This window comes from Kurthia sp. Dielmo (assembly GCF_000307285.2).
Classification (GTDB): Bacteria; Bacillota; Bacilli; order Bacillales_A; family Planococcaceae; genus Kurthia; species Kurthia populi.
In genome coordinates this window covers 873,717-898,362 of the sequence record NZ_HE578956.1, presented here as the reverse complement: position 1 = coordinate 898,362, position 24,646 = coordinate 873,717, and the positions used below count along the sequence as shown (strand labels likewise).

The following is a 24,646-nucleotide window of genomic DNA, read 5'->3' as shown; positions in this document are numbered from 1 at the left end:
AACTACTTCCGCATACCGTATGTTGTTTACGACTATTATATTATCACAGCATATTATTAGCGTCAATATTTTTTCGTTATTTTTTCAAAAAAAGAGACGGGGACATGCGTGTAAAAATAACCGCTCCTATGAGCATAAGAAAAACCGGAATCGCACTAGGCGCGTTTCCGGTTTTTCGTTACGAACCCTAAAAAAGCAACAGGACGTGTTTTGTTCCATTCTCCTATCGTTAGGTCGGGCATAAATCCTCTGCTAGCTGTATAAAATAACGACTGCCATTAATTAATGCGCGCTCGTCTAGTCGAAACTTCGCATGGTGGAGTGGATACGGGTCGCCAAGTGCCTTATTATACACGCCTAATAATTGCATGGCGCCAGGGACAACCTCTGTATAAGCTGAAAAATCCTCGGCAATAAATAACGGCTCTGGTATTGGCACAGTACGCATTTCACCGACGACCGCAATGGCCGCCTGCTCAGCGTACGCCGTTGCTTCCTCATCATTAATGACAGCCGAACAGCCTAAATCCCAGTCAACACTTGCGGTTGCACCGTGCATCAGGCACACATTATGGACGATTTTCTCTAATTGCTCGCGCGACGCCACACGTACGCGTTCATTATGCGAGCGAATGGTACCGCCGATTTTCGCTTGGTCATCAATAATATTCGGTGCACTACCACAGTGAAACATTGTCACAGACAATACCGGTGTATCGAATGTGGGCATTTTACGCGATACAATTGTCTGTAAGGCCGCTACAATTTCTGTACCGATAATAAGCGGATCAGTGGCTTTATATGGCTCGGATGCATGACCACCTTTCCCACGTACCGTAATTTGAAAATCATCCCCTGCCGCATTCATTTTACCTGAGCGAAGTGCAATTTGCCCCGTTTCATAATCTGGATGGACATGGAGCGCGAAAATATAATCGACATCATTCATAATGCCTTTTGCGACTAAATCAACCGCGCCACCTGGTGCAACCTCCTCGCCGTGCTGAAATATAAAACGAATTTCACCCGCAAAATCCGTTCCACGGGCACTAAGTTCACGTGCGGCGCCGAGTAGCATCGCCGTATGCGCATCATGGCCACAGGAATGCATGACACCAGCATGTTTTGATTGAAACGGTAAATCCGTTTCTTCTTGAATCGGTAGCGCATCCATATCTGCACGAAGCGCAATTGTTTTTCCTGGCTTAGTGCCTTTTAGTACGGCTAGTACACTCGTTTCTGTAAGTTTTGAAAGGTGTAAATTCGGCATTGTTTGTAACTGTTTCTCTACATAGGCAGCCGTTTCAACTTCATGATACGACAGCTCCGGGTATTGATGTAAATGACGTCGCCAAATAATGAGTTGTTTTTGTAAATCCTTCATGCTGTAAACGCTCCTTTAAAACGGACCATAATTTGTCCATTGTGCAATTAATAATAAAATAATCGACGCAATCGTCATCATGATGCAGTACGGCCAAATCCATTTCAGCCATTTTGTATACGGAATACCCGCAATCGCAAGTCCCGCCATCAGTACACCACTCGTCGGGAAAATCATATTCGAAATACCATCCCCTAACTGGAAGGCCAGCACCGACGTTTGTCTCGTCACACCAATCATATCTGCTAGTGGTGCCATAATGGGCATCGTTAACGCTGCTTGTCCACTACCTGATGGTACGAGGAAATTCATGACCATTTGAATAAAGAGCATCCCTACTGCATTAATCGACGCAGGTAAATTACCGATTAGGCCAACGATAAAATGAAGAATCGGATCAATAATACGTGCATCTTCTGAAATAACGAGAATGGCCTGCGCGAAACCGATAATAAGCGCCCCACTGACCATATCTTTCGCCCCGTCTACAAAGCTATCCCCCATATCTGACACTTTCACCGAACAAATCGCGCACATCATAATCGCTGTCACTAAAAATAGCCCGCCAATGACGCTAATATACCATTGATACTTCATCACGCCGTATATTAATAACATAAAATTCGCTAATAAAATGAGTAACGCAATCAAGTGGCGCGGATTCATTTTATAAGCCAAATCCACTTCAAAATGTTCCTCACGCCCGAACTTACCGTACTCCCCGAGTTCCGGATTTTTCTTCACTTTTCGCGCATGCCACACAATATAGCCTACTGTAATGACATAGAAAACAATAAACGTAATAATGCGTAGCCACATCCCTGAATACATTGGTAGTTCAGCAATCGTTTGCGCAATTGCGGTATTAAATGGATTTGTAATACCCGATGCAAAACCTGTCGCCATGACACCAAGCATGACGGTCGCAAAGCCCGTCAACGCATCCATTCGAAGCGTAATCATCAGTGGAACGACAATGGCAATATACACAAGAGCATCCTCTGCCGCGCCAATTAATGACCCTAAAATCGCAAAGACGAGAACAAGCAGTGGCACTAAAATCATTTCGCGCTTTCCAAACTTTGATGCTACCTTATGGATAAAAGCATCAATCGCGCCTGATTTTTTCATCATGCCAAGTGCTCCACCAAATAAAAATACAAATAAAATAATTTCTGCGCCTTTTACAAGCCCTAAATGAAAGCTCGAAATAAGGCCCAGTGCATCGGTTGGATGCTTATCAACCGTTTGGTAACTCTCCGGGTTGACGAGCGTACGACCATTTTCTTCGATGCGCTCATATTCCCCTGCAGGCATTATGTACGTTAAAGCAGCCATAATAAAAATAATCGCCACCATTAACACAAATGGGTTCAACGTGCTTTTTTGTTTTTTCATCGCCTCATCCTCTCTTTAATTGTATATATACCCTATATTTTACCAATTAAATCGATAAAAAAAGAAGAGGCTAGACGGTGTCCTCGTCTAGCCTCTCCGATTCATTCTTATGCTTCTGCAGATGCGTCAAATGAGCGTTTTGCAAGCTCATCATCTAGCATGATAACCGCATTTGAATCTTTGCGGATACGTTCTAATTTCGCGATCAAGTTGTCGAATGTTGCTTCTTCTTCTACTTGTTCGTCGATAAACCATTTTAAGAATGCCATTGTCGCATGCTCGCGCTCGTCTAAGGCAATATCTGATAGTTCATAAATACGTTTTGTTACTTCTTTTTCATGTTTTAATGCTGTTTTAAATGTATCAAGTAATGATGTAAAATCATTTTTCACTTCTGGGAATGGTTGGATTGTTACGCGGTAGCCCATATCGCTTAAGAAGTTATAAAACTTCATTGCGTGGAAGCGCTCTTCTTCTGCTTGGATTAAGTAGAAGTTTGCAAAACCGTCGTAGTTTTCATCTGTGCAATATGCGGCCATTGCAAGGTACGCATGTGCTGAATAAAATTCAAAATTTAATTGGTCATTTAATGCTTGATGTAATTTTTCTGATAACATTGAAATGCCTCCTCTTCTATGTTTCTGTTCCCATTATACCCCATTTGTTTGAAATCATGCAGGTTTTCAAATAAATAGATTTTTCATGTTCTAGCTTCTGCTATACTAAAAGTACATGGTGAAATTAAAGGAGATTTTTATGATTACGTTAGCAATACACACCGCCAATCAATGGCCAGATAGTGTGTGCCATATTAGCTTAGCAAAAATCCAGCAAGGCCAAATAATCGATACACTCGACACGTATATTTACGCCGAAGAATTCGATCCTTTTTTCACGAGCCTGCATGGTATTCGCGCGGAGGATGTCAAACAAGCGCCGACATTTAAAGCATTTGAGCCCATTTTAACACAGTGGCTGACAAATGAAACAGTAGTCGCCTACTATGCACCTTACGAGGAGCAAGTGCTACGTGACGTGTATGCCGCACAGGGCAAGCTCGTACCAAATGTGAACTTTTTAAGCTTATTGCAACGTGCGAAAACCGAGTGGCCACATATTACCCCTTCACTGCCGCATATCGCGCTCCAAGTAGCACCAACACTCGCGCCAACAGAGGGAGAAATGCTTGCAACGATTCTTTGTGCGATGCAGTGGACTGAGACAGATCTAGTGCTGACTGCACCGAGCGCAGTAAGTTCCGTACAGTCACTTGTAGGGGAAACGATTGTTTTCACAGGCGGCTTAGAAGGTATGACGCGTTCAACTGCCGCACGCTTGATTCGACAACAAGGGGCAATGTTTAGCAATACGATAACAAAGCATACGACGCTACTCGTTATTAGCGCGAGCAGCCTTGAACGACATGAGCGCACCGGTCAAGAAAGCACAAAATGGCGACGTGCTAAGCAATTAATCGCACAGGGACAAACACTTCGCATTATCACAGAACAACAATTTAAAGATTTTCTATAAAATAAAGAGGCTGGGACAAAACACGTCATGTTCCTTTTTTAGCGTTCGCAACGAAAAACCGGAACCGTACTACAGCGCGATTCCGGTTTTTCTTATGCTCATAGGAGCGGTTGTTTTTATACATATGTCCCAGCCTCTTTATGATGCGCATCGGTTACTTATATAAATCTTCCGGCAAATCATACGTTTCGATTAACTCATTTGTAGCGGCATCATAAATATTCATGACCGCATCAAAATCCTCTTGCGAATGCCCATCATATACTTGGTAATACATAAGCGATGAGGCCACAGCTAATAATGCGGTCTCTAACCCCTCATCATACTGCGAAAAATCAACCTTCACATCGACAATCGTATGCGAACGATTCACTAAAATCTCGGTAAAGGCAGGATATTGCAGTTGAATCGATGTTAAGTTTTGCTGTACTTGCGATTCAATTGCCGCCATTGCCTCGCGATAATTTGCGTGTGACAGTTTATATGTAACATGGGTATCCGTTGTCTCGATGTCTTTTGCTAGTGCCTCATCTACTGTCCCCATATAATCAGGCTCCATTAAAATTGTGACACCTGTTAAGCCTTTATGCACTTCGACGGGCTCAGTGACCTTATTTGTCGTACAGCCTGACAACATCACTGTCAGCGCAGTCGTTACTACTATCCATTTTTTCATGCAAACACTCCTTATATCTCTTTAAGTATAAGAGAAAGTTGTGAGTAATTGCATCTAAAAACAATGTACAAAAAAAGTGGGTGGCACGATATGCGCTACCCACTCTTACGCTAAAGCCTAGTAAGCTCCCCAGCCCGCATCCGCTTCGATTACTTGACCTGTCACAAAACTTGCTTCATCAGAAGCTAAAAATAATGCAAGTTGTGCAATTTCTTCTGGTTCCCCAACACGTGGCATTGTCGCTTGACCTGTTTGTTGACGCGCCATACCTGCTTGCGAAATATTGCGCATCGAGGCCCCAATATTTGTTTTAACGCCACCTGGTGCGATGCCATTACAACGAATATTTTTATCCGCATACATATACGCTGTGTTTTTCGTTAAGCCAACGACCGCATGTTTTGATGCTGTATAGGCGGCACCAGCACGCGCACCGTGAAGACCACCGGCTGAAATATTATTGACGATAACACCGTGACCTTGTGCTAAAAATAGTTTCGATGCAATACGCATTGATTTCATAACAGCTGTTGTATTAATGGCCATAATTAAATCCCAGCGCTCATCCTCCACTTCATCCACTGGCTCCATGCCATCCATAATACCGGCGTTATTTACAACGATATCTACTTGACCATACGTTTCAACGGTTTGGTCATACATTTGTTGTAATGCTTCGCCGTCCGCTACATTTGTTTGAATCGCAAACGCTTGGCCACCCTCTGCTTCGATTGCAGCAGCTACCGCCTTAGCACCATCTAAATTCAAATCGGAGACAACAACTTTTGCGCCCTCTTTGGCATATAATTCGGCGATTGCTTTCCCCATGCCTGATGCGGCACCTGTAACGATTGCGACTTTATTTTCTAAACGACTCATGTAAACCTCTCCTTTACGAATCAACATTTGTTCATTTATTATTATAATAATGGCGCGAAACCGTTTGCAAAAATCCCGCATTTTCCAAATGAACAAAACAAGGCTCTTTTGTTCATTATCTTAAAAGGAGGTCATCATGTGTCGAGTTCCCGCACAGAAAAAACAACGCATGCATTCCATACAGCGATGCTGTCACTGCTTGAAAAGCATCCGCTCGACCAGCTGTCTATCACACAAATCTGTCATACAGCAGGTCTGAATCGTGGCACATTTTATTTACATTACAATAAAAAAGAGGCGCTCTACGAAGAGGTCATGGAAGCTATTATCGATGATTTACTCGATGCATATTTTGAGCCGTATGAAAAAAATCCGCAGCTTAGCACACAGACACTCGATGCCTCAACGATTTCATTTTTTGACCATATTTCAAAATACCGCTCCTTCTATGCAAGCATTTATAAATACGATGCGAACGCACATCTTCAAAAGTGCATTTATGACAAACTGCATGAACTATTTTACACCGATTTATTCTATCGGAAAGATACCGATCAAACGATTGACCTTGTGTTATTGGCTGGCTATCAAGCCGGTGCGATTTTAGGCATGGCTCGTACATGGATTTTTAATGATTTTAAAGACGATGTAGCGCATCTCAATACACAGCTCAAAAAAATCATGCTCTTAAATACGTAAAAACCGGCTACTTTACATTGCACATCTTGTAAAGTAGCCGGTTTTTTTAATTTCGATTCGCAGTCGCTATTTCTACATAGAAGGAAGCTATTTTATCAGGTGTTTCACGCGTTTCGCATGCTAGCCATTCAACTAAACAGGAGACAAGTGAAGTCGCAGCCATTGTCGCCAAATAATTATTTGGAATATTTTCACGCAAAGAAATCCACGGGTGTGGGCATTCTCCATAAATAAACCATTGTTTAATTAAATGACTCAACTTATTACTAAATGAAATACTACTTGGATTCAACAACAACGTTTGAAATACTGTCATGTGCTGTTCAATATATGTAAAAAGGTTACCCGTATATTGCAAAAGCTCATATCGCTTTGGTGATTCGAGTGAAAATTCAATTTTTGTACGTAATACATATTGTTCTAAGTCCATTAAAATAGCGGATTGCACAGCCTCAAATAACTCATCTTTATCCTTATAATGCAAATAAAAAGTGCCACGATTAATATCAGCTTTTTTTGCAATTTCTGCCACAGAAATTTTTGCAAAATCTTTCTCTTTTAACAGCTCTAATAAAGCGTGCTGAATCACTTCTTTTGTCGAAGTGTGTAGGACTGCACTATTTTTCATCCTGCCCCTCCTTCTAAAATAATAAGTTCTTATCGTTACTATCGGATTTAAATATTTATTTTTTACTATTTCTATTTAAATAATCCTAGTTTTTTATTTAAATTTATAAATTTCCTTAACTAACGTTACCTATTTCACACATTAAAAAAATTCTCTTATCTTTTTATTTTATTTTTTTATATCTATGTTAATAGATAAATAAAAAATAGTAAAAAATTACATTAAACTCCGTATAAAAAAGCAGAAATTGCATATTACTGCGAATTTCTGCTTTTTATTTGGGCGATAATCAACTGCTTTTAAGCTTTTACGTGTAAGCTATTTTTCGCATGAAGCCCAACTAATTTTGCCATTTCAATAAATTGCTGTTGTTGTGTATCATCTAATACAGAGAAAATCTCAGCTACTTTTTTCTCGTGTTGCGGGAAAATATCATCCATAAATATTTGACCTTTTTCCGTAATCGAGGCAAATGTTACACGACGATCGCTCGGACAGGCAAGGCGCTGTGCAAAACCTTTTTTCTCTAATTTATCCACTACATATGTGATACTACCACTCGTAATCAAAATCTTCTCACCAATTTTTTGAATCGGTTGATCGCCCTTATGATATAAAAGCTCAAGTACCGCAAATTCCGTCATATTTAAGCCGTATTTTTGCATATCCTTACGAAGCACTTCTTCAATTGATTGTGATGAACGTAGTAAGACTGTTAATGACTTTAATGCTACTTCTGACATTGTAAGTCCCCCTGTATCTTTGAAATATATATCTTAATTTAAAGATATTTTATCAAATTCACTACCAAAAGTCAATGTCCTTGCCTCACAAATAAAAAAAGCCCGCTTTCGCAAGGCTTCTTTCAGGATTAAGCAATGTTTAATTTTGCTAATAATTGTTCAACGCATTCTTCAATTGAATAACGTTCTGTATCTAAGATAATTTCCGCATTTTCTGGCTCTTCATAGGGTGCTGAGACACCTGTGAAGTTCGGAATTTCACCACGTTTTGCTTTTTCATATAAGCCTTTTGGATCCCGCTCTGAGCACGCTTCGACAGAGGCTTTTACATACGCTTCAATAAATTCGTCCTCTTCCACTAATTCACGGACGATTTGACGATCTGCACGGTAAGGTGAAATAAACGCTGTTAAAACAATTTGACCGCTATCAACGAATAATTTTGCGACCTCTCCGATACGACGAATGTTTTCCTTACGACTATCCTCATCAAAGCCAAGATCGTTGTTTAGGCCATGGCGAATATTATCTCCATCTAGCACGTAGGCTTGTTTATTACGTTCAAATAATGCGCGGTTGAAAGCATTGGCCAAAGTTGATTTACCAGATGCTGAAAGACCTGTAAACCAAACGATAACGCTTTTTTGACCAGATTGTTGTTCACGTTCTTGCTTTGTTACAGAGGCTTGATGCCAGACAATATTTTCTACCATTATGCATTCACCTCTACTTGTTTCATACCTTTGATTAAAATTTCAACAACCTCTTTACGGCTGAATTCTTTTGGCGGTACTTGACCTGAACGTAGCATTTCACGCACTTTTGTACCTGAAAGAATAATATGGTCCTCCTTACCGTGTGGGCATGTTTTTGTTGTCGCCATACCGCTACAAGCGTTGCAGTAGAAGCTATGCTCAAATTTAAGTGGTTGAATTCCTAATTCTTCCGGTGAGAATTCATTGAAGATTTCTTGTGCATCGTATGTGCCGTAGTAATCACCTACACCTGCATGATCTCGTCCAACGATAAAATGTGTACAGCCATAGTTTTTACGTACTAATGCATGGAAAATTGCTTCACGTGGTCCTGCATAGCGCATGGCTGCCGGGAAAATTCCTAAGTGCACGCGATTTTCAGGGTAGTAATTTTTCAATAATACTTCATAGCTTTCCATACGCACATCCGCTGGAATATCATCTGATTTTGTTTTCCCTACTAATGGGTTTAAGAATAATCCATCAATTGTTTCAAGTGCCGCCTTTTGAATGTATTCATGCGCACGATGAACGGGGTTACGTGTTTGGAAGCCTACAACTGTTGACCAGCCTTTTGCTGCAAATGCCGCACGTGTTTCTTCTGGTGTAAATGTATAGGCCTCAAATTCTGGTTCTTGGTGTTTAATTAATACAATCTCACCACCAACATATGTATCCGGACGATTTAGCATTTGTTTAACACCTGGGTGTGCTTCATCGTCTGTACGGTAAACATTCACTGCTTCTTTTTGTTTATCTGGTGTATAAATAGATGAAATCGTAATCGTACCGTATACATCACCGTCACGTACTAATTTTGCTTCATCACCAATTGTTAAGTCTTTTAATTCCGCTTCTGCTACAGGTAATGCGATTGGAATCGACCAAACCGTACCATCTGCTAAACGCATCTTTTCAACAACACTCGTATAATCTTCTTCATTAAAGAAGCCAGTAATTGGGCTATAGCCACCAATACCGATTAACTCTAAATCACTTTGTGCGATTTCATCGATTGTAATGACCTTTGTTAAAGCCGATGTATCATATTGTGGGTTGAAGCGGTTCACTAATGTGCCGCCATGTGCTGAAATTGTCATGTTTTTTTCTCTCCCTATTTCTGAATTATCAAATAATTAACCGTGCAAGCCACACTCTGTTTTTCCTTGTCCTTGCCATCTACCGGCACGTAAATCCTCTGCAGTCCAAGCTGGTTTTGTACATTTCTCACAGCCAATACTTGGGTATCCTTGATCATGTAGGACATTGTACGGAAGATCATATTTTGACACATAGCGCCAAACATCCTTCCACGTCCAGTGAATTAGTGGGCAAACTTTAATCGATTCGAATTTTTTATCTTCATTAATGAAGTTTGTTTTCGCACGCGCACCGCCTTGCTCACGTCGCAGGCCTGAAATCCATGCTGTAGAAGCCGATAATACTTCATGCAATGAATCGAGCTTACGCAGCTGGCAGCACTGATTCGGGTCAGTCTCCCATAAGTTTTCACCATACTCTTCCGCTTGTTGTTCAAGCGTTAGCTTCGGTTGTTTCATGTCAATTTGCAGTGCTGGATATTTCTCTTTTACTTTATTAATTGTGTCATACGTTTCTTTAAAATGAACATTCGTATCTAAAAAGACGATTTTTGCATCGGGTTTGACCTTCGAAATTAAATCGATCAGTACAATCCCCTCGATACCGAAACTGCAGCCATAGACGATATCATCACCATATTCGTCGTATGCCCATTTCAACGTATTTAATGCGCCCTTGTACACCTCATCGACTTCAAAATCAGGCAGTGTCGCATCTTGAATTGTATTAAACGTTAACATATCGTTCACCTCTATTTAATAAAAAAAGACACCGCATCGCCGCATAAATATATTATGGACGTTGGCAGTGCCTCCAGTTGTCTGGTCAGCGTATCTATTCGGTTCATCATGATGAATTGTTTCAAAGTATAAACCATTCATTTCCGAGTTGTCAACTTGTATTTAAGAAAAAAGTTTTTAATTCATAGTTGACTTATCGGAAATAAACTCTTAAAGTATAGTAAAGCATTTGTACATGAGCTGATCAGACGACTGAAGGCTACAAAGGCGCAACCGACGTATTTCTACGTCCTACTGCGTCTTTGTAGCCTTTTGTCATTTATACATATTTAGAGGATGTGAATGAGATGAAAAAACGTGCCGTTACCGTAGCAGCGCTTTCGTTATCACTATTACTCAGTGGATGTTCATCGAGCGATAGTAAAGGAAACGCTGAAACGGTCAACCTATTAAATGTTTCCTATGACCCGACACGTGAGCTTTACGAAGATATTAATACGGCGTTTGCAAAAGAATGGAAAAAAGAAACAGGACAAAATGTGAAAATCCAACAATCCCATGGTGGTTCTGGCAAACAAGGACGAGCCGTTATCGATGGCTTACCTGCGGATGTTGTCACACTCGCACTCGCCTATGATATTGATGAAGTTGCCAAAAATCGTCATTTAATCGATAAGGGCTGGGCCAATGAATACGCCGATCATTCTTCGCCTTATACATCAACAATCGTTTTTCTCGTACGCAAAGGCAACCCGAAAAACATTCAAGACTGGGATGATTTAGTGAAATCGGATGTCTCTGTTATTACACCAAATCCAAAAACTTCAGGAGGCGCGCGCTGGAATTACTTAGCAGCATGGGGATATGCAGCGAAGAAATACGATAATGATAAACTGAAAATTGAGAATTTTATGAAACAATTATATGGCAATGTACAGGTGCTTGATTCAGGTGCACGTGCCTCGACGACAACCTTTACGGAACGTGGCATTGGTGATGTATTAATTTCATGGGAAAACGAAGCGTACCTATCATTAGATGAGCTTGGTCATGATAACTATGAAATCGTTACACCGTCAATGAGTATTTTAGCGGAACCTCCTGTTGCGGTTGTCGACAAAAACGCCAAACATAAAGGGACTGAAAAAGTTGCAGAGGCGTATTTAGACTTCCTTTATACAAAAGAAGGTCAAAAAATCGCAGCGGAAAACTATTATCGTCCGCGCGATAAAGAAATTTTAAAAGACTATCAGAAGCAATTTCCTAAAATCGATATGCTAACAATTCGTGACTTCGGTGACTGGAACAAGGCGCAGGCCGAGCATTTTAGCGACGGTGGCACATTCGATAAAATTTATACGACGAATTAAGAGGTGACTTTACATGACGCTATCACAGCATACTACGACGCCAACAAAGCGTAAGAAAATAACGGTATTACCCGGCTTCAAATTAACACTTGGTTATACCGTACTGTACATTAGTATTTTAGTTTTACTACCATTATCAACACTCGTTTGGAATACGATGCAGTTATCATGGGCCGATTTCTGGGCCGTCATTACAGACCCCCGCGTCGTTGCCTCGTATAAAGTAACATTTGGCACCGCCCTCATTGCCGCCATGATCAATGTTATTTTCGGCACGATGATTGCGTGGGTGCTTGTGCGCTATGACTTCTTCGGTAAGAAATTGATTGATGGCCTTGTCGATTTACCATTCGCTCTGCCAACAGCCGTTGCCGGTATCGCCTTAACCGCTTTATATGCACCAAATGGCTGGATTGGTCAATTTCTACCGTTTCAGGTCGCCTTTACACCACTGGGCATTATCGTAGCACTAACATTCATTGGACTTCCATTTGTTGTGCGTACTGTCCAGCCAGTGCTTGAAAATGTAGGAGCTGAATCGGAAGAAGCAAGCGCGTCACTTGGCGCCAATCGCCTACAAACCTTTACAAAGGTCATTTTTCCGGAGCTTATTCCAGCGATCTTAACAGGCTTTACACTCGCCTTCTCGCGCGCACTTGGTGAATACGGCTCGGTCGTTTTCATTGCCGGTAATATGCCAATGAAAACCGAGATTACCCCGCTGATGATTATGACGAAGCTTGAACAATATGATTATGCAGGCGCCACAGCAATCGCCGTTGTCATGCTTGTCGCATCATTCGTTATTTTACTAGTCATGAATACGATTCAATGGCTCGTTAGCCGTAAATATACTGTGTAAGGAGTTGAAGCACCAATGGTTATTTCACTGGATTCATCCAAACAATCGGTTAAAGCCGACCCGACATCACTTAAAGAACCGCGTATCGTTCGCATTGCGCTTACGACGCTTTCACTATTGTTTTTATTTATTTTTCTCGTTATGCCGCTAGCAGTTATTTTTATTTCGGCATTACGCAAAGGGCTCGATGTTTACGTCGCCTCGATTACAGAATCGGATGCACTTAGCGCCATCCAATTAACGTTATTAGTAGCGGTTATTGCGGTACCACTGAATACGCTTTTTGGTATTATCGCCGCTTGGTGTATTACGAAGTTTAACTTCAAGGGACGGAACCTGCTTATTACAATTATCGATTTACCATTTGCCGTATCGCCGGTTATCGCCGGTCTTGTTTTTATTTTAGTATTCGGTGCACAGGGCCTATTTGGCGAATGGTTTTTAAATCACGACTTCCCGATTGTCTTTGCGCTACCAGGGATTTTACTAGCCTCCCTCTTTGTGACGGTACCATTTGTAGCTCGCGAGCTTATTCCACTTATGCAAGCACAAGGCACGCAAGAAGAAGAAGCGAGTGTATCACTTGGCGCAAACGGCTTCCAAACCTTTTGGCATGTCACACTGCCCAATATTAAATGGGGGCTTTTATACGGTGTTATTTTATGTAATGCCCGCGTCATGGGCGAATTCGGTGCGGTATCGGTCGTATCCGGTCATGTACGTGGCTTAACAAATACGATGCCACTACATATTGAAGTACTTTACAATGAATATCAATTTACTGCAGCCTTTGCGGTTGCATCGTTAATGTCGCTACTGGCGATTTTAACGATCATTATTAAAAACATCATCGAATGGAAAACGGCACATCGCTAAGGGGGAACTTACATGAGTATTACGATTCAAAATGTCAAAAAACAATTCGGCGATTTCACAGCCGTTGACAATGTCTCAATCGATATTGAATCCGGAGAATTAATCGCGCTACTTGGCCCGTCCGGCTCAGGAAAAACATCATTACTACGCATTATTGCAGGTCTTGAGCAATTAGACGAAGGCGCTATTTTATTCGATGGTGAAAACATTACAAACATCCATGCGAAAGAACGAAATATTGGCTTTGTGTTCCAGCATTATGCGTTATTCCGTCATATGACGGTGTTTGATAATGTGGCCTATGGCTTAAAAGTACGCCCGCGTAAAACACGTCCATCTAAAAAGGAAATTCGCGATAAAGTCATGACGTTACTATCACTCGTCAAGCTTGAAAATTTCGCTGATCGTTACCCAAATCAATTATCTGGTGGGCAGCGTCAGCGTGTAGCACTCGCTCGCGCATTAGCCGTCGAGCCAAAAGTATTATTACTTGATGAACCATTCGGCGCGCTTGATGCTAAAGTACGTAAGGATTTACGCCGCTGGTTACGCAAGATGCATAATGAATTCCATGTAACGAGTATTTTTGTGACACATGACCAAGAAGAGGCGCTTGATGTAGCAGACAGAATTGTTGTTATGAATAAAGGCCATATCGAACAAGTCGGTCCACCTGAGGAAGTATATGACCATCCAAATAGCCCATTTGTCTACGATTTCTTAGGCAATGTCAATTTATTTAAAGGACGTATGCAAAATGGCCAACTTGTAAATGGCAACTTCTCAGTGGATGTCCCCGAGGCGGAGACGACATCCGAAGCTGAGGCAATTGGCTATGTTCGCCCACATGATATTCATATTGAGCGCACGAAAACATTTGACGATGCCGTACAGGCGAATATTATTTATATTCATGCTATCGGGCCAATCGTGCAAATTGAATTACATCGTGATGATATCGATGAATATTTAGAAGCGGAGCTACCGAAAGAACAATTCCGTGCACTTGAATTAAAACGCGGCGAACAGGTCTACATTCGCCCTCGTCAGTTAAAAGTATTTATTCCAGAAGATTTTTCAATTTAAGCAGCAAAAAACGGTCAGCGCATTACGCGTTGACCGTTTTTTGGTACGGGGGAGCAGCAATAAAAAAACCATCCTTCTTCGTTTGAAGAAGGATGGTTACTACTTTTACTAATTATACATGCGCTAATTGTGCTTCAAGTTGTGCAATAAGCTGACGAGTTTGAAGTGTTGCGGCACATTTTTCACGTGCATAACGAATGCCCATCAGATGATCTTCTTCTGAGAAATCCGCTACAGCATCGGTAATATAAAATGGCTGAATATCGTACATAAAGGCCTCCGCAGCCGTTAAAAGACAGCCGATATGCGCGTAAATACCACAAATCATTAATTGATCGCGCTCCCACACATCCTTCATGAGCTCTTCTAAATTACTTTTCTTAAATGCACTATAGCGCCATTTCGTCATAACCGTATCTTTTTGTGTTGGCGCAAGCGCGGGTGTAATCGCGGTAATCGTATCGTCCTCACGTAGACCGTCACCCCAGAAATCGGTTAGTAAAGCACGGTCCTCTGCATGCTGGTCCCCTGGCTGTGCTGTATAGACAACTGGAATTTCTAATGTAGCGCATAGCTCTTTAATGCGCTGAATATTGGCAATCAGCTCAGGGATTGGCGCCTGTGTTTGATCATAATAGCTTAAAAAGTAATTTTGCATATCATGCACAAGAAGTACGCTACGTTTTGCATCTACTTTCCAGTTGATTTTTTCATTTACTTCCTCCACCTTTGGCATTGGATACGATTGAATTTTTGGAATTGACATGATTAAAACTCTCCCTTCGTTGTTACCTCTTCAGGCATTGCATTGAGCATTGTTTGGAATTTCGCACCGGTTTCACACGCTTCTTCAGCCGGCACAGATGTTTCAACAATGCCCGCCCCTGCATAAAGTGTTAGCCCTGTTGCATGGATTTTCCCGCAGCGAATCGTCACGACCCATTCACCATTCCCTGCTGCATCCATATAGCCGACGATCCCAGCAAAATAACCACGGTCAAATGGCTCGATTTTTTGAATGGCGCTAAATGCCGCTTCGCGAGGTTGACCACAAACAGCGGGTGTCGGGTGTAATAAATTAGCAAGTTCAAGAGATGACAGCGCCTCTTCGCCAACCTCTGCTGTTACGACCGTTGATAAATGAATCATTGAATCGGTATATAAAATACTTGGTGAGGCTGGTACATGTAAATTTTTCACATGCGGCCCTAGTGCCTGTTTTACCATTTCAACGACGATGCGGTGCTCATGTAAATCCTTCGCTGATTGCATTAATTCAGCTGCACTCGCCGCGTCTACCACTTCCACATATGTACGCTTTCTAGAGCCAGCGATTGGATTAGCAGTAATGCGGTTGCCCTCTCGTTTAATAAGCAGCTCAGGACTTGCGCCAAGTAATGTTTCATTATTTGCTAATGGAATCGAATACGTATAACCTTTGTCATTATGCGTTGCTAAATAATGCAGTAGCTCACGATGTGGCACGCTTGGCGCCTCGATTTCAAGCGTACGCGCTAGCACAACCTTTGTCATACTACCTTGTTTAATTTGCTTCACCGATGCATCTACCATCGCTTCAAATTTTGTGCGACTTGGATACGATGTCACACGCGTAGCGTCAAACATTGCCTTCGCTGCACGTTCATCTTCATACGCTTCATTGGCTTCAATTTGTGGATGAGAAGCAAGCTGTAGTGCCGGCTGTTTCGTAATATCAAACGGAATGGCACCGACAATGACCGCCTGATCATCGTCCGCCGCATGAAGTGCCTTCATCATTTGTTCATTCACAGAAGCAAGTGAATGACATGTAGGTATATTGACCGCGGTGCAAGCTGTGCCTACAATTGTTTTTGTCGGTGTTTTAAAAAATACATGCTTTGTTGAAAGCTTTTGTAATTGTTGCTGTAGCGAATACGTTGTAATCATCGAATTTCCTCCTAGACTCCTAATGTAGCGCCGCCGTCGACTACGACATTGCCCATCGTAATATGATTTGCCTTTGATGATAGTAAGAATAAAATGACGTTTGCGATATCTTCTGGCTCTGCAATTTTTTGTAGCGGAATACCAACTTTATAGCGCGCTAAATTCCCTTGAATCACATTGGCAGCACCTGATTCATCTTGCCACATTGACGTTTGCATATTCGTAAATGTTGACCCTGGTGACACAACATTACAGCGAATACCATAAGGAGCTAATTCTAGTCCTAGTGCCTGGCAATAACGAATTGTTGCTGCCTTTGATGCACCATATGCGCCAATATCTAAGCGCGGTAGAGAGGCTGAGTTCGACCCAACGACCACGATATTCCCTTGCTGACGCTGTTTCATATAAGCTGCGACATGCTTCGTCACATGAAATACCCCTTTGACGTTTACATCAAATAGCTTATCCCACTGCTCTTCTGTACAATCACATAGATTGCCAACAACGAGTACCCCTGCCACATGCACAAGTGCGGTAATTTGTCCGATTGTCGCTTCGATTGTATCAATGGCAGCCTTCACTGCTTGGCCGTCACGAATGTCGACCACGAATTTCTCGACATCCGGTATTTGCTGTAATTTTTCTTCATCATAATCAATGACTGCGATTTGTTGATATTGTGCGCGTAATTGGTCGACAACTGCACGACCAATCCCATTTGCGCCACCTACTACTACTGCTACTTGCTGTTCCACTACTCATCATCCTTCGTCTGTTTTGGTAATACGAGATACATCACTGCTGCGATACATGCTGGAATCGCAAACAATAAATAATTCCAATAATTTGCGACATTCGCTGCTAATAAATAGCCCCCGATCAAGGGACCAACAATCGCACCGAGGCGTCCTACTGAAAGTGCAGCACCTAATGCGGCACCACGACAGCTCGCATCATAATAGCTTGCGTTACAAGCATTATTAAGATTTTGTGCACCAATCGACGCCGCGCCGCTAATGGCGACTAATACGTATAGCACCGGCATCGAAAAATGACACATAAGTAGTACTAAGCAAACTGCACCTAAGCTATACAGTGTCGTTTGCACAATACGACTGCCGAAGTGGTCCGCCACTAAGCCCCCGATAACTGAGCCGATAATTGCCCCCATATTTAAGGCGCATAGGAAGCTAATACTTGATGTAATGCCATAGCCCTGTGCACGCATGAGCTGTGGTAGCCATGTGCTTAAGCCGTATACGAGTAGTAATCCCATAAAGCAAATCACCCAAAACGATAAGGTGATTCGTGCACGACCCGCCGTAAATAATGCGCGTAGCGGCTGTTTCTTTTGCGGTTGCTTGGTGTGCCACTGGACATCTTCTTCAAGGACGAAATCCGGATTCATTTTTTGAACGATGGCACGCATTTTCTCAGGCTCACTTTGCGCTAGAAATGGTAAGGATTCCGGTAAGGATTTAATCATCCACGGTAGCACAATAAGCGGCAATGCACCGACAATAAATAATGACTGCCAGCCAAAATGGGGCATCATATACATGCCAAGCAGCGCGACTAAAATACCGCCTAGCGAATAGCCGCTAAACATAATGCCGACAAAGCGATTTCGCATTTTTCTTGGTACGTACTCTGCCGTTAATGCGACAACAAGAGGGGGAATACCACCAAGTCCTATACCGGCGATGAAGCGGCAAATCGCGAAAAAGGGAATCGATGTGGCCAATGCATTGCAAAGCGTAAAGACGCTAAATAGCACAACACAGTACACTAAAACCTTTTTGCGTCCTAATTTATCAGCCAGCACCCCGGCTAAAAATGCCCCAATTAAGCTTCCAACAAGGGTAAGGCTTGCGACCATACCAAGCGTCGCAGCAGAAATGCCCCACTCTTCATGTAATACTGGAATAACGACGCCTAATACTGATAGATCATAGCCGTCAAATAAAATTAAAAACATCGTCCATGCTAAAATGGTTAGATGTACGCGTGAGACGCGACTTTTCTCGATGACTTCTTCAACAGAAACCATTTGCATATAAAACACTTCCTTTAAAATCTACAAGTTGTGGACGCTGTTTTCGGTATGTGCAAACTGCAATCGTAAAAGTGTCGTAAACGGTCCGATAAACATGTGGACGCTGTCGTTCGTTATGAAAATAGAGGCGATTTCGTTCAATATGCATCGCCGCTAAATCATAATTCAAACCAACACCTAGCATTTTGCCGTACGCTTCCTTCGCAGTCCAGACAGCGCTAAACGAGCATTTACCGGCTAAAATACGCTGCTGCTCCTTCTCATGAAAAAGTGGCATAATCGACTCAATGATCGCGGTATCACGCCACTCACAATCAACACCGATTTCTTCCTCCGACAGCGCAACGACAACAAAACCATTACTATGTGCCACATTAAAATGTACCGTGCCATGCTTCGCAAACGGCTTACCGTATGCTGTGTACGCAATTTCTGAAAAGCCAATTAAATGCTCCATCATATAGCCGGCTAAAATGCACGTCCGCTCATCCTCTTGTCGGTAAAAGCGCGCTGCCTTTTCGACACGCGCTGTTGGTAGCTCCTTTTTCATCCATTCAAAGTCCAAATCAGTCCACTGTAAAATGGAGCTCGTATAAACGATTGTCATGGCACACACTCCTAAATTACTGGACTTAAATTCTGCCAGTGTTGTTCAATATACGCATCACAACGTTCTTTTTGTGCTGGGCCAAATTGCTGTACCCATCCTGCTGGAATATCGATATAAGCTGGCCATAATGAATACTGCTTCACATGATTTTGCAATACGATAAACGTTGCCTCTGGTTGTTCAAATGGATTAAACATGATGAATCATTCCTTTTTTAGTAAAATAATCGGCCATTTTCGCGCCAATTTCACGAATCGGTTCTGGCTGACACATATCTTTATGACGACACGCAATTTCATAAATATCGATATTGCCAATGTATTCCTGCCAAATGCGTGGATCAACCGCTTCAAACCATTCTGGTAAAATGGTCGATTGGTAAAAGAGCATCGATGCCTGACTACGACGCGGCTCATGGGCACGCAGTAACGTAATCGAGTTCATATACGTTTTTAGTAAACGCTGTAGGGTATCAATTGATAAGCTTGCAAGTGCACTACCTTCTTTTTTCAATAATGCGAGTACATTTTCAAGCGTCGGCTCACCTTCGATCAGTTCAACGTCCAAGCCACCTAATGCTAGTAACGCTTCAACTGCTTCCTCTTCAAGTGTCTGGTCCCCCATTTTATGATGCACCGGATAGGCATCTAATACGATTAGATGCGCCTGCTCACCTTTCGCCTCTAGCTGTACGGCCATCTCCTGCACGACATTGCCACCAAGTGACCAGCCTAACAATTCATAAGGGCCTTCTGGCTGCACGCGTTTCATTTCCGTAATATAGCCTGCCGCCATCTCGATTAATGTTTTAGGTAAGGCAACTGCTTCCGCAATGCCGACTGCTTGTAAACCATACAGTGCTTGCTGCTGTGGTAAATGCTGCATAAGCCCTGCGTAGCACCAGCTTAAGCCACCTGCTGGATGGACACAAAATAGATTGTCGTTGCCCTCATTTTTACGCAGTGGTAATAAAGATTGTAACGAGCTTTTCTCATCAAGGTCTTCCATATGAAGGCATAGCTTCGCAACAGTTGGTGCCTCAAATAAATGCCCAATCGTTAAATCCATATCAAATGTTTGCTTCACACTAGTCATTAATTGCACCGCCAGTAATGAATGCCCGCCAACTTCAAAGAATGAATCATGAATACCAATTTGCTGATTCCCTAACACATCTCTAAACAGCTGGAGCATCACTTCTTCTGTTGGGTTGGTTGGAACATCATTTGTCGAAGCATACTGCGGCTCTGGCAATGCCTTCGTATCAAGCTTGCCATTAGGTGTCAGCGGCATTTCTGTTATTTCAATAAAGGCATTTGGCATCATATAGCTTGGCAATACACTTGAAATTTGCTTCGTTGCGGTTGCTTGTTGCCAATCATCTGCAATGACATAAGCGAAAATTCGTGCGTCATCCTCACTGTATTTTTTCACGACAGCCACTGCCTCACGTACACCCGCTACGGCTAATAATGCACGCTCAATTTCTTCCAATTCGATACGGAAGCCTCGAATTTTCACCTGATGATCAATGCGGCCAATATACGCCAAGTTGCCATCAGCAGTCCATTTCGCTAAGTCACCTGTGCGATACATTCGACTGCCATCTGCTTTAAATGGATTGGCAATAAAGCGCTCTGCAGTCAGTGCTGGGCGGCCTAGATACCCATGCGCAAGCCCATCACCCGCGACATACATCTCACCAATAACACCTGCTGGCACTGGCTGTAGCATGGCATCTAGCACATAAATTTCTAAGTAAGGAATCGCCTCACCAATTAGACTTGCTTGGCGCTCCGTTACGAGTTCTTCACTCAATACTTGATACGATACATGGACCGTCGTTTCGGTAATACCATACATATTAACAAGCGTTGTCGCCTCTTTATATTTGGCATACCATTTACGCAAACGACTAAAGCTAAGTGCTTCACCACCAAAAATAACGGTTCGTAGCTGTAATTTTTCGTCTGTCGCTTGATCTGCTTCAATCAATTGATAAAAAGCAGATGGCGTTTGATTTAATACCGTCACACGCTCATCAATTAATAGACGATGGAATTCCGATGGAGTACGGCTGACATCAAATGGCACGACAACAAGCTTCGCACCCGTTAGCAGTGCACCCCAAATTTCCCAAATCGAGAAGTCAAAGGCGTACGAATGGAAGAATGTCCAACTATCCGCCGCACTAAAGTGATACCAATCGTCTGTCGCATCGAGCAAACGAATCACATTATTATGTGGAATGACAACACCCTTTGGCTTTCCTGTAGAGCCTGACGTATAAATGACATAGGCTGGGTGCTGTGGTGTAATAGCCACTTCGATATTATCCGTTTCATACGCTTCAAATGGCAACGTCGCCATTACCATTTCTGCCCCGTAGCCACGCGGTTCGTCAACGACAATGAAGCGTGGGTTCGCGCTCTCTAAAATATAGTGAATGCGCTCTGTAGGATAGTGCGGATCAATCGGCACATACGCCGCACCTGTTTTTAATACCGCCACAAGTCCAACAAGCATATCAAGACCGCGCTCCATAATAAGCGCCACATAATCAAGTGGCTTAACACCCTGTGCCTGCAAATGACGTGCGAGCTGATTCGCTCGTTCATTTAACTGACGATACGTTAGTGTCTGTCCTTCATACGTGACAGCGACTTGTTCTGCATAGGTGATGGCCATTTGTTCAAAACGCGCGACAATCGTTGCCGGTGCATAATGCTTCGCCTCTGTGACCGCCTGTGTCAGTAATGTCGTTTGTTCATGCGGCAGTAATAATGGTAATGCGGTAAGCGTCAGCTGTGCATCACTACTTACCGCATCGAGTACTTGCTCAAAGCGCATCAGTAAATCCTCGATAATTGGTGCTGTAAATTTCGTCGCATCATATTCTGCGATAACAGCTAATGCTTCTTCACGCCAATCAAATTCAAGCGCTAGCTCAACCTTCGCTGTGTCTGTTTGAATCAGGCGTACATGCGCTTGCTGTCCTTCTAATGTCAGTGTCAGCGCTGGATTATTTTGCATCGTTAGCATGACTTGGAATAATGGATTTTTCGTCCCTGTACGACGTGGATTGACACGTTCTACTACTTGGTCAAATGGTACAAAGTCATATTTATATACCTGCTGGTTCATGCGATGGGTCGCCTGTAAAGCTTCCGCAAAGCTCGGATTATCACGCCACTCATAACGATACACAACGGTATTCATCATGAGACCAAGCATGTGCTGCAATGCTTCGACAGGGCGACCATTCGTTGGCGAGCCAATCGTTACATCATCCCCTGCGCCCATTTTCGTTAGCAGCATACTAAAGCCTGTTTGGAGCACCGTATACAAGCTCACACCTTGCGTTTGCGCAAGCTGCTGTAGCTTTTGCATTAAGGTTGCTGATAACTCATGGTAGGCATGCGCCCCTGCCACATCACTCGTTGTTTCTTCATAAGGTAGGGTAATTTCATCTGGCACATGCGCAAGCTGTTGCCCCCAGTAATCAAGTCCCTGCTGTGTAACATCACGCGCAAGCAAGTGCTCCTGCCACGCCACATAAGCCCCGTAAGACATCGGCGCTGTACGCGGTGCCAACTGTTCATAAGCATAAGCGAAATCATCTAAGAAAATCGACAGCCCGTAGCCATCAATCGCAATATGATGGAAGAGGAATAATAATGCATCTTCATATGCAAAGACCTTTGCACTCACATGCTGTGCTAAATCAAAAATCGTATGGATGTCTTCCCTTTGTTTCATCGTTGTCGATAACGTTACTGGAATCGCTTGTGTTACTAGTTGTTGTACTGGCCTACCATCAATAACTGTATACGTTGTGCGTAAAATCGGATGTTGCTGCTGTACGATTGCTAATGCTTGTTTCACACGCGCTAAATCATACGATACACCCTCGACAAGCAGTGGAATATTATATGTCGCGGATGGATTCGTTTGCTGCATAAACCACATCCCGCGCTGTGTTGCACTTAGCGCTATCGTTTGCTGTGCTGGGACCTCGGTCATTTCCGGCCAAATCGTTTCGCCATCTGCCTGGTCAATAATAGCTGCAAGCGCACAAACCGTCGGATGCTCAAAAATCGTCGCAATCGTTAAATCGACTTGCCATTTCTCCCGAATTCGCATCATGAGCGTTGTCGCTAAAATAGAATGCCCACCTAAACGGAAGAAATGACTATCACGTGATACCGTCGCCACCTGTAGCACTTCTTTATAAAGGGCTGCCACTTGCGCTTCAAGTGGTGTATACAGTACTTCTTCCACTACCGCTTCAACGGTCGGCATTGGTAGCGCATTGCGGTCAATCTTACCATTCGCTGTTAATGGCCACGCTGTAACCGCGCACCAATATTCCGGCACCATATAGTCTGGTAGTGTTGCCGCCAATTTTTGCTGTAGCATCTTTTCATCTACCACACCGATCACATAGGCGATTAAACGCGTATCATCGGCAAATTGCTTCGCCATGACAAGCGCCTCTTCTACGCCAGCTAGCTTCACAAGTGCCGCTTCAATTTCAGAAAGCTCAATACGGAAGCCACGAACCTTCACCTGAAAATCTGTACGTCCGATATAATACAGCTTGCCATTTATACGTTTTACTAAGTCCCCTGTTTGATACATGCGACCATACTGCTCTGTAAACGGATTGGCAATAAAGCGTTCTGCGGTCAATGCCGGACGATTGTAATAACCTCGCCCAACACCCTCACCAGCAATGTATAAATGCCCCTCACTGCCATCAAGTACCGGCTGTAAATCCTCATCTAAAATATAAAGTGCCGTTTGGGCAATGGGCTGTCCTAATGTAATATCCGTAGCATCGGTAATCTGTGCCATCGTCGACCAAATCGTTGTTTCAGTCGGTCCATACATGTTGTATACCGCTTTTGTCGTCTCAAGCATACGCGCTGCCAGTGCTTCGGGTAGTGCCTCGCCACCAACAAGTGCCGTCACATTTGCTAAAGCCTGTGGCACAAAGCGTACAAGTGTTTTCCATAGGCTTGGTGTAGCTTGTAAAAATGTAATGTCATGTGCTTGAATCAACTGTGCTAGACGCTGTGGGTCATGAATATCTGCTGCATCACTTAGCACAACAGCAGCACCAACTGTTAATGGTAAAAAGCATTCAAGCATTGAAATATCAAAAGCATTCGTGGTCACCGCAAGTAAGCGGTCCTGTGCGGTCATCGGCAAACGTTCTTGCATACCGACCATAAAGTTCGCAAGATTATGACGTTCAATGACAACCCCTTTCGGCTTCCCTGTTGAGCCCGACGTATAAATCAGATAGGCTGCAT

The 24,646-nt window shown here is 42.9% G+C and carries 23 protein-coding genes; 6 read left to right on the top strand and 17 right to left on the bottom strand.

What is annotated here, in order from left to right:
• Positions 1–229: 229 nt before the first annotated feature.
• The 3 genes from KTHG_RS04775 to KTHG_RS04765 form a co-directional block, all read right to left on the bottom strand.
• Positions 230–1,384, bottom strand: a complete 1,155-nt coding sequence (locus tag KTHG_RS04775; RefSeq protein WP_020189795.1) for a M20 metallopeptidase family protein — start codon at positions 1,382–1,384, stop codon at positions 230–232.
• A 15-nt stretch (positions 1,385–1,399) separates the two neighbouring features.
• Positions 1,400–2,782: a YfcC family protein gene (locus tag KTHG_RS04770; protein WP_020189794.1), complete on the bottom strand. Its 1,383-nt coding sequence runs from the start codon at positions 2,780–2,782 to the stop codon at positions 1,400–1,402.
• 107 nt (positions 2,783–2,889) lie between these two features.
• Positions 2,890–3,399: a ferritin gene (locus tag KTHG_RS04765; RefSeq protein ID WP_020189793.1), complete on the bottom strand. Its 510-nt coding sequence runs from the start codon at positions 3,397–3,399 to the stop codon at positions 2,890–2,892.
• 139 nt (positions 3,400–3,538) lie between these two features.
• On the opposite strand from KTHG_RS04765, the gene KTHG_RS04760 reads away from it, so the two are divergent.
• Positions 3,539–4,315, top strand: a complete 777-nt coding sequence (locus KTHG_RS04760; protein WP_020189792.1) for an exonuclease domain-containing protein — start codon at positions 3,539–3,541, stop codon at positions 4,313–4,315.
• 154 nt (positions 4,316–4,469) lie between these two features.
• On the opposite strand, the gene KTHG_RS04755 is transcribed toward KTHG_RS04760, so the two are convergent.
• Together KTHG_RS04755 and KTHG_RS04750 are read right to left on the bottom strand one after the other, a co-directional pair.
• Positions 4,470–4,991: a hypothetical protein gene (locus KTHG_RS04755; protein ID WP_020189791.1), complete on the bottom strand. Its 522-nt coding sequence runs from the start codon at positions 4,989–4,991 to the stop codon at positions 4,470–4,472.
• Between the two features lie 117 nt (positions 4,992–5,108).
• On the bottom strand, positions 5,109–5,870 hold the full coding sequence (locus KTHG_RS04750; RefSeq protein ID WP_020189790.1) for an SDR family oxidoreductase: 762 nt from the start codon (positions 5,868–5,870) through the stop codon (positions 5,109–5,111).
• A 138-nt stretch (positions 5,871–6,008) separates the two neighbouring features.
• On the opposite strand from KTHG_RS04750, the gene KTHG_RS04745 reads away from it, so the two are divergent.
• Positions 6,009–6,569: a TetR/AcrR family transcriptional regulator gene (locus KTHG_RS04745; RefSeq protein WP_020189789.1), complete on the top strand. Its 561-nt coding sequence runs from the start codon at positions 6,009–6,011 to the stop codon at positions 6,567–6,569.
• 46 nt (positions 6,570–6,615) lie between these two features.
• Here KTHG_RS04745 and KTHG_RS04740 read toward each other — a convergent pair whose 3' ends face one another.
• The 5 genes from KTHG_RS04740 to KTHG_RS04720 form a co-directional block, all read right to left on the bottom strand.
• Positions 6,616–7,197: a TetR/AcrR family transcriptional regulator gene (locus KTHG_RS04740; RefSeq protein WP_020189788.1), complete on the bottom strand. Its 582-nt coding sequence runs from the start codon at positions 7,195–7,197 to the stop codon at positions 6,616–6,618.
• 299 nt (positions 7,198–7,496) lie between these two features.
• Positions 7,497–7,940, bottom strand: a complete 444-nt coding sequence (locus KTHG_RS04735; RefSeq protein WP_020189787.1) for a MarR family winged helix-turn-helix transcriptional regulator — start codon at positions 7,938–7,940, stop codon at positions 7,497–7,499.
• A 128-nt stretch (positions 7,941–8,068) separates the two neighbouring features.
• Positions 8,069–8,653 (bottom strand): adenylyl-sulfate kinase, encoded by a 585-nt coding sequence (gene cysC / locus KTHG_RS04730; RefSeq protein ID WP_020189786.1) that lies wholly within the window; start codon positions 8,651–8,653, stop codon positions 8,069–8,071.
• A complete protein-coding gene (sat, locus tag KTHG_RS04725; RefSeq protein WP_020189785.1) occupies positions 8,653–9,795 on the bottom strand; it encodes a sulfate adenylyltransferase in 1,143 nt (380 codons plus the stop codon). The genes cysC and sat overlap by 1 nt, the downstream gene beginning before the upstream one ends.
• Positions 9,796–9,831: 36 nt before the next feature.
• Complete coding sequence (locus tag KTHG_RS04720) at positions 9,832–10,536, bottom strand: phosphoadenylyl-sulfate reductase (protein WP_020189784.1); 705 nt, start codon at positions 10,534–10,536, stop codon at positions 9,832–9,834.
• 347 nt (positions 10,537–10,883) lie between these two features.
• Between KTHG_RS04720 and KTHG_RS04715 the strand changes: the two genes are divergently transcribed.
• Genes KTHG_RS04715 through KTHG_RS04700 form a run of 4 tightly spaced genes read left to right on the top strand, consistent with a single transcriptional unit; the run spans position 10,884 to position 14,730 of the window.
• A complete protein-coding gene (locus KTHG_RS04715; protein ID WP_020189783.1) occupies positions 10,884–11,906 on the top strand; it encodes a sulfate ABC transporter substrate-binding protein in 1,023 nt (340 codons plus the stop codon).
• Positions 11,907–11,919: 13 nt separating this feature from the next.
• Positions 11,920–12,768, top strand: a complete 849-nt coding sequence (gene cysT, locus KTHG_RS04710; RefSeq protein WP_020189782.1) for a sulfate ABC transporter permease subunit CysT — start codon at positions 11,920–11,922, stop codon at positions 12,766–12,768.
• A gap of 15 nt (positions 12,769–12,783) precedes the next feature.
• Complete coding sequence (cysW, locus tag KTHG_RS04705) at positions 12,784–13,644, top strand: sulfate ABC transporter permease subunit CysW (protein WP_020189781.1); 861 nt, start codon at positions 12,784–12,786, stop codon at positions 13,642–13,644.
• A gap of 12 nt (positions 13,645–13,656) precedes the next feature.
• Entirely contained in the window at positions 13,657–14,730 is a 1,074-nt protein-coding gene (locus KTHG_RS04700; protein ID WP_020189780.1) for a sulfate/molybdate ABC transporter ATP-binding protein, read from the top strand.
• 112 nt (positions 14,731–14,842) lie between these two features.
• Here the strand turns inward: KTHG_RS04700 and KTHG_RS04695 are convergent, their stop codons facing one another.
• From KTHG_RS04695 to KTHG_RS04665, 7 genes are all read right to left on the bottom strand, one after another.
• Positions 14,843–15,496, bottom strand: a complete 654-nt coding sequence (locus tag KTHG_RS04695) for an isochorismatase family protein (RefSeq protein WP_020189779.1) — start codon at positions 15,494–15,496, stop codon at positions 14,843–14,845.
• Positions 15,497–15,498: 2 nt separating this feature from the next.
• Positions 15,499–16,659 (bottom strand): isochorismate synthase, encoded by a 1,161-nt coding sequence (locus tag KTHG_RS04690; RefSeq protein ID WP_020189778.1) that lies wholly within the window; start codon positions 16,657–16,659, stop codon positions 15,499–15,501.
• 11 nt (positions 16,660–16,670) lie between these two features.
• Positions 16,671–17,417: a 2,3-dihydro-2,3-dihydroxybenzoate dehydrogenase gene (locus tag KTHG_RS04685; RefSeq protein ID WP_020189777.1), complete on the bottom strand. Its 747-nt coding sequence runs from the start codon at positions 17,415–17,417 to the stop codon at positions 16,671–16,673.
• Positions 17,417–18,718 (bottom strand): MFS transporter, encoded by a 1,302-nt coding sequence (locus KTHG_RS04680; RefSeq protein WP_020189776.1) that lies wholly within the window; start codon positions 18,716–18,718, stop codon positions 17,417–17,419. Before KTHG_RS04680 ends, KTHG_RS04685 begins: the two co-directional genes overlap by 1 nt.
• A complete protein-coding gene (locus KTHG_RS04675) occupies positions 18,699–19,325 on the bottom strand; it encodes a 4'-phosphopantetheinyl transferase family protein (protein ID WP_020189775.1) in 627 nt (208 codons plus the stop codon). Before KTHG_RS04675 ends, KTHG_RS04680 begins: the two co-directional genes overlap by 20 nt.
• Positions 19,326–19,336: 11 nt before the next feature.
• A complete protein-coding gene (locus KTHG_RS04670; protein WP_020189774.1) occupies positions 19,337–19,525 on the bottom strand; it encodes an MbtH family protein in 189 nt (62 codons plus the stop codon).
• Positions 19,518–24,646, bottom strand: a 5,129-nt coding sequence (locus KTHG_RS04665) for an amino acid adenylation domain-containing protein (RefSeq protein WP_020189773.1), incomplete at its 5' end; no start/stop codon positions are given. The genes KTHG_RS04670 and KTHG_RS04665, both read right to left, overlap by 8 nt.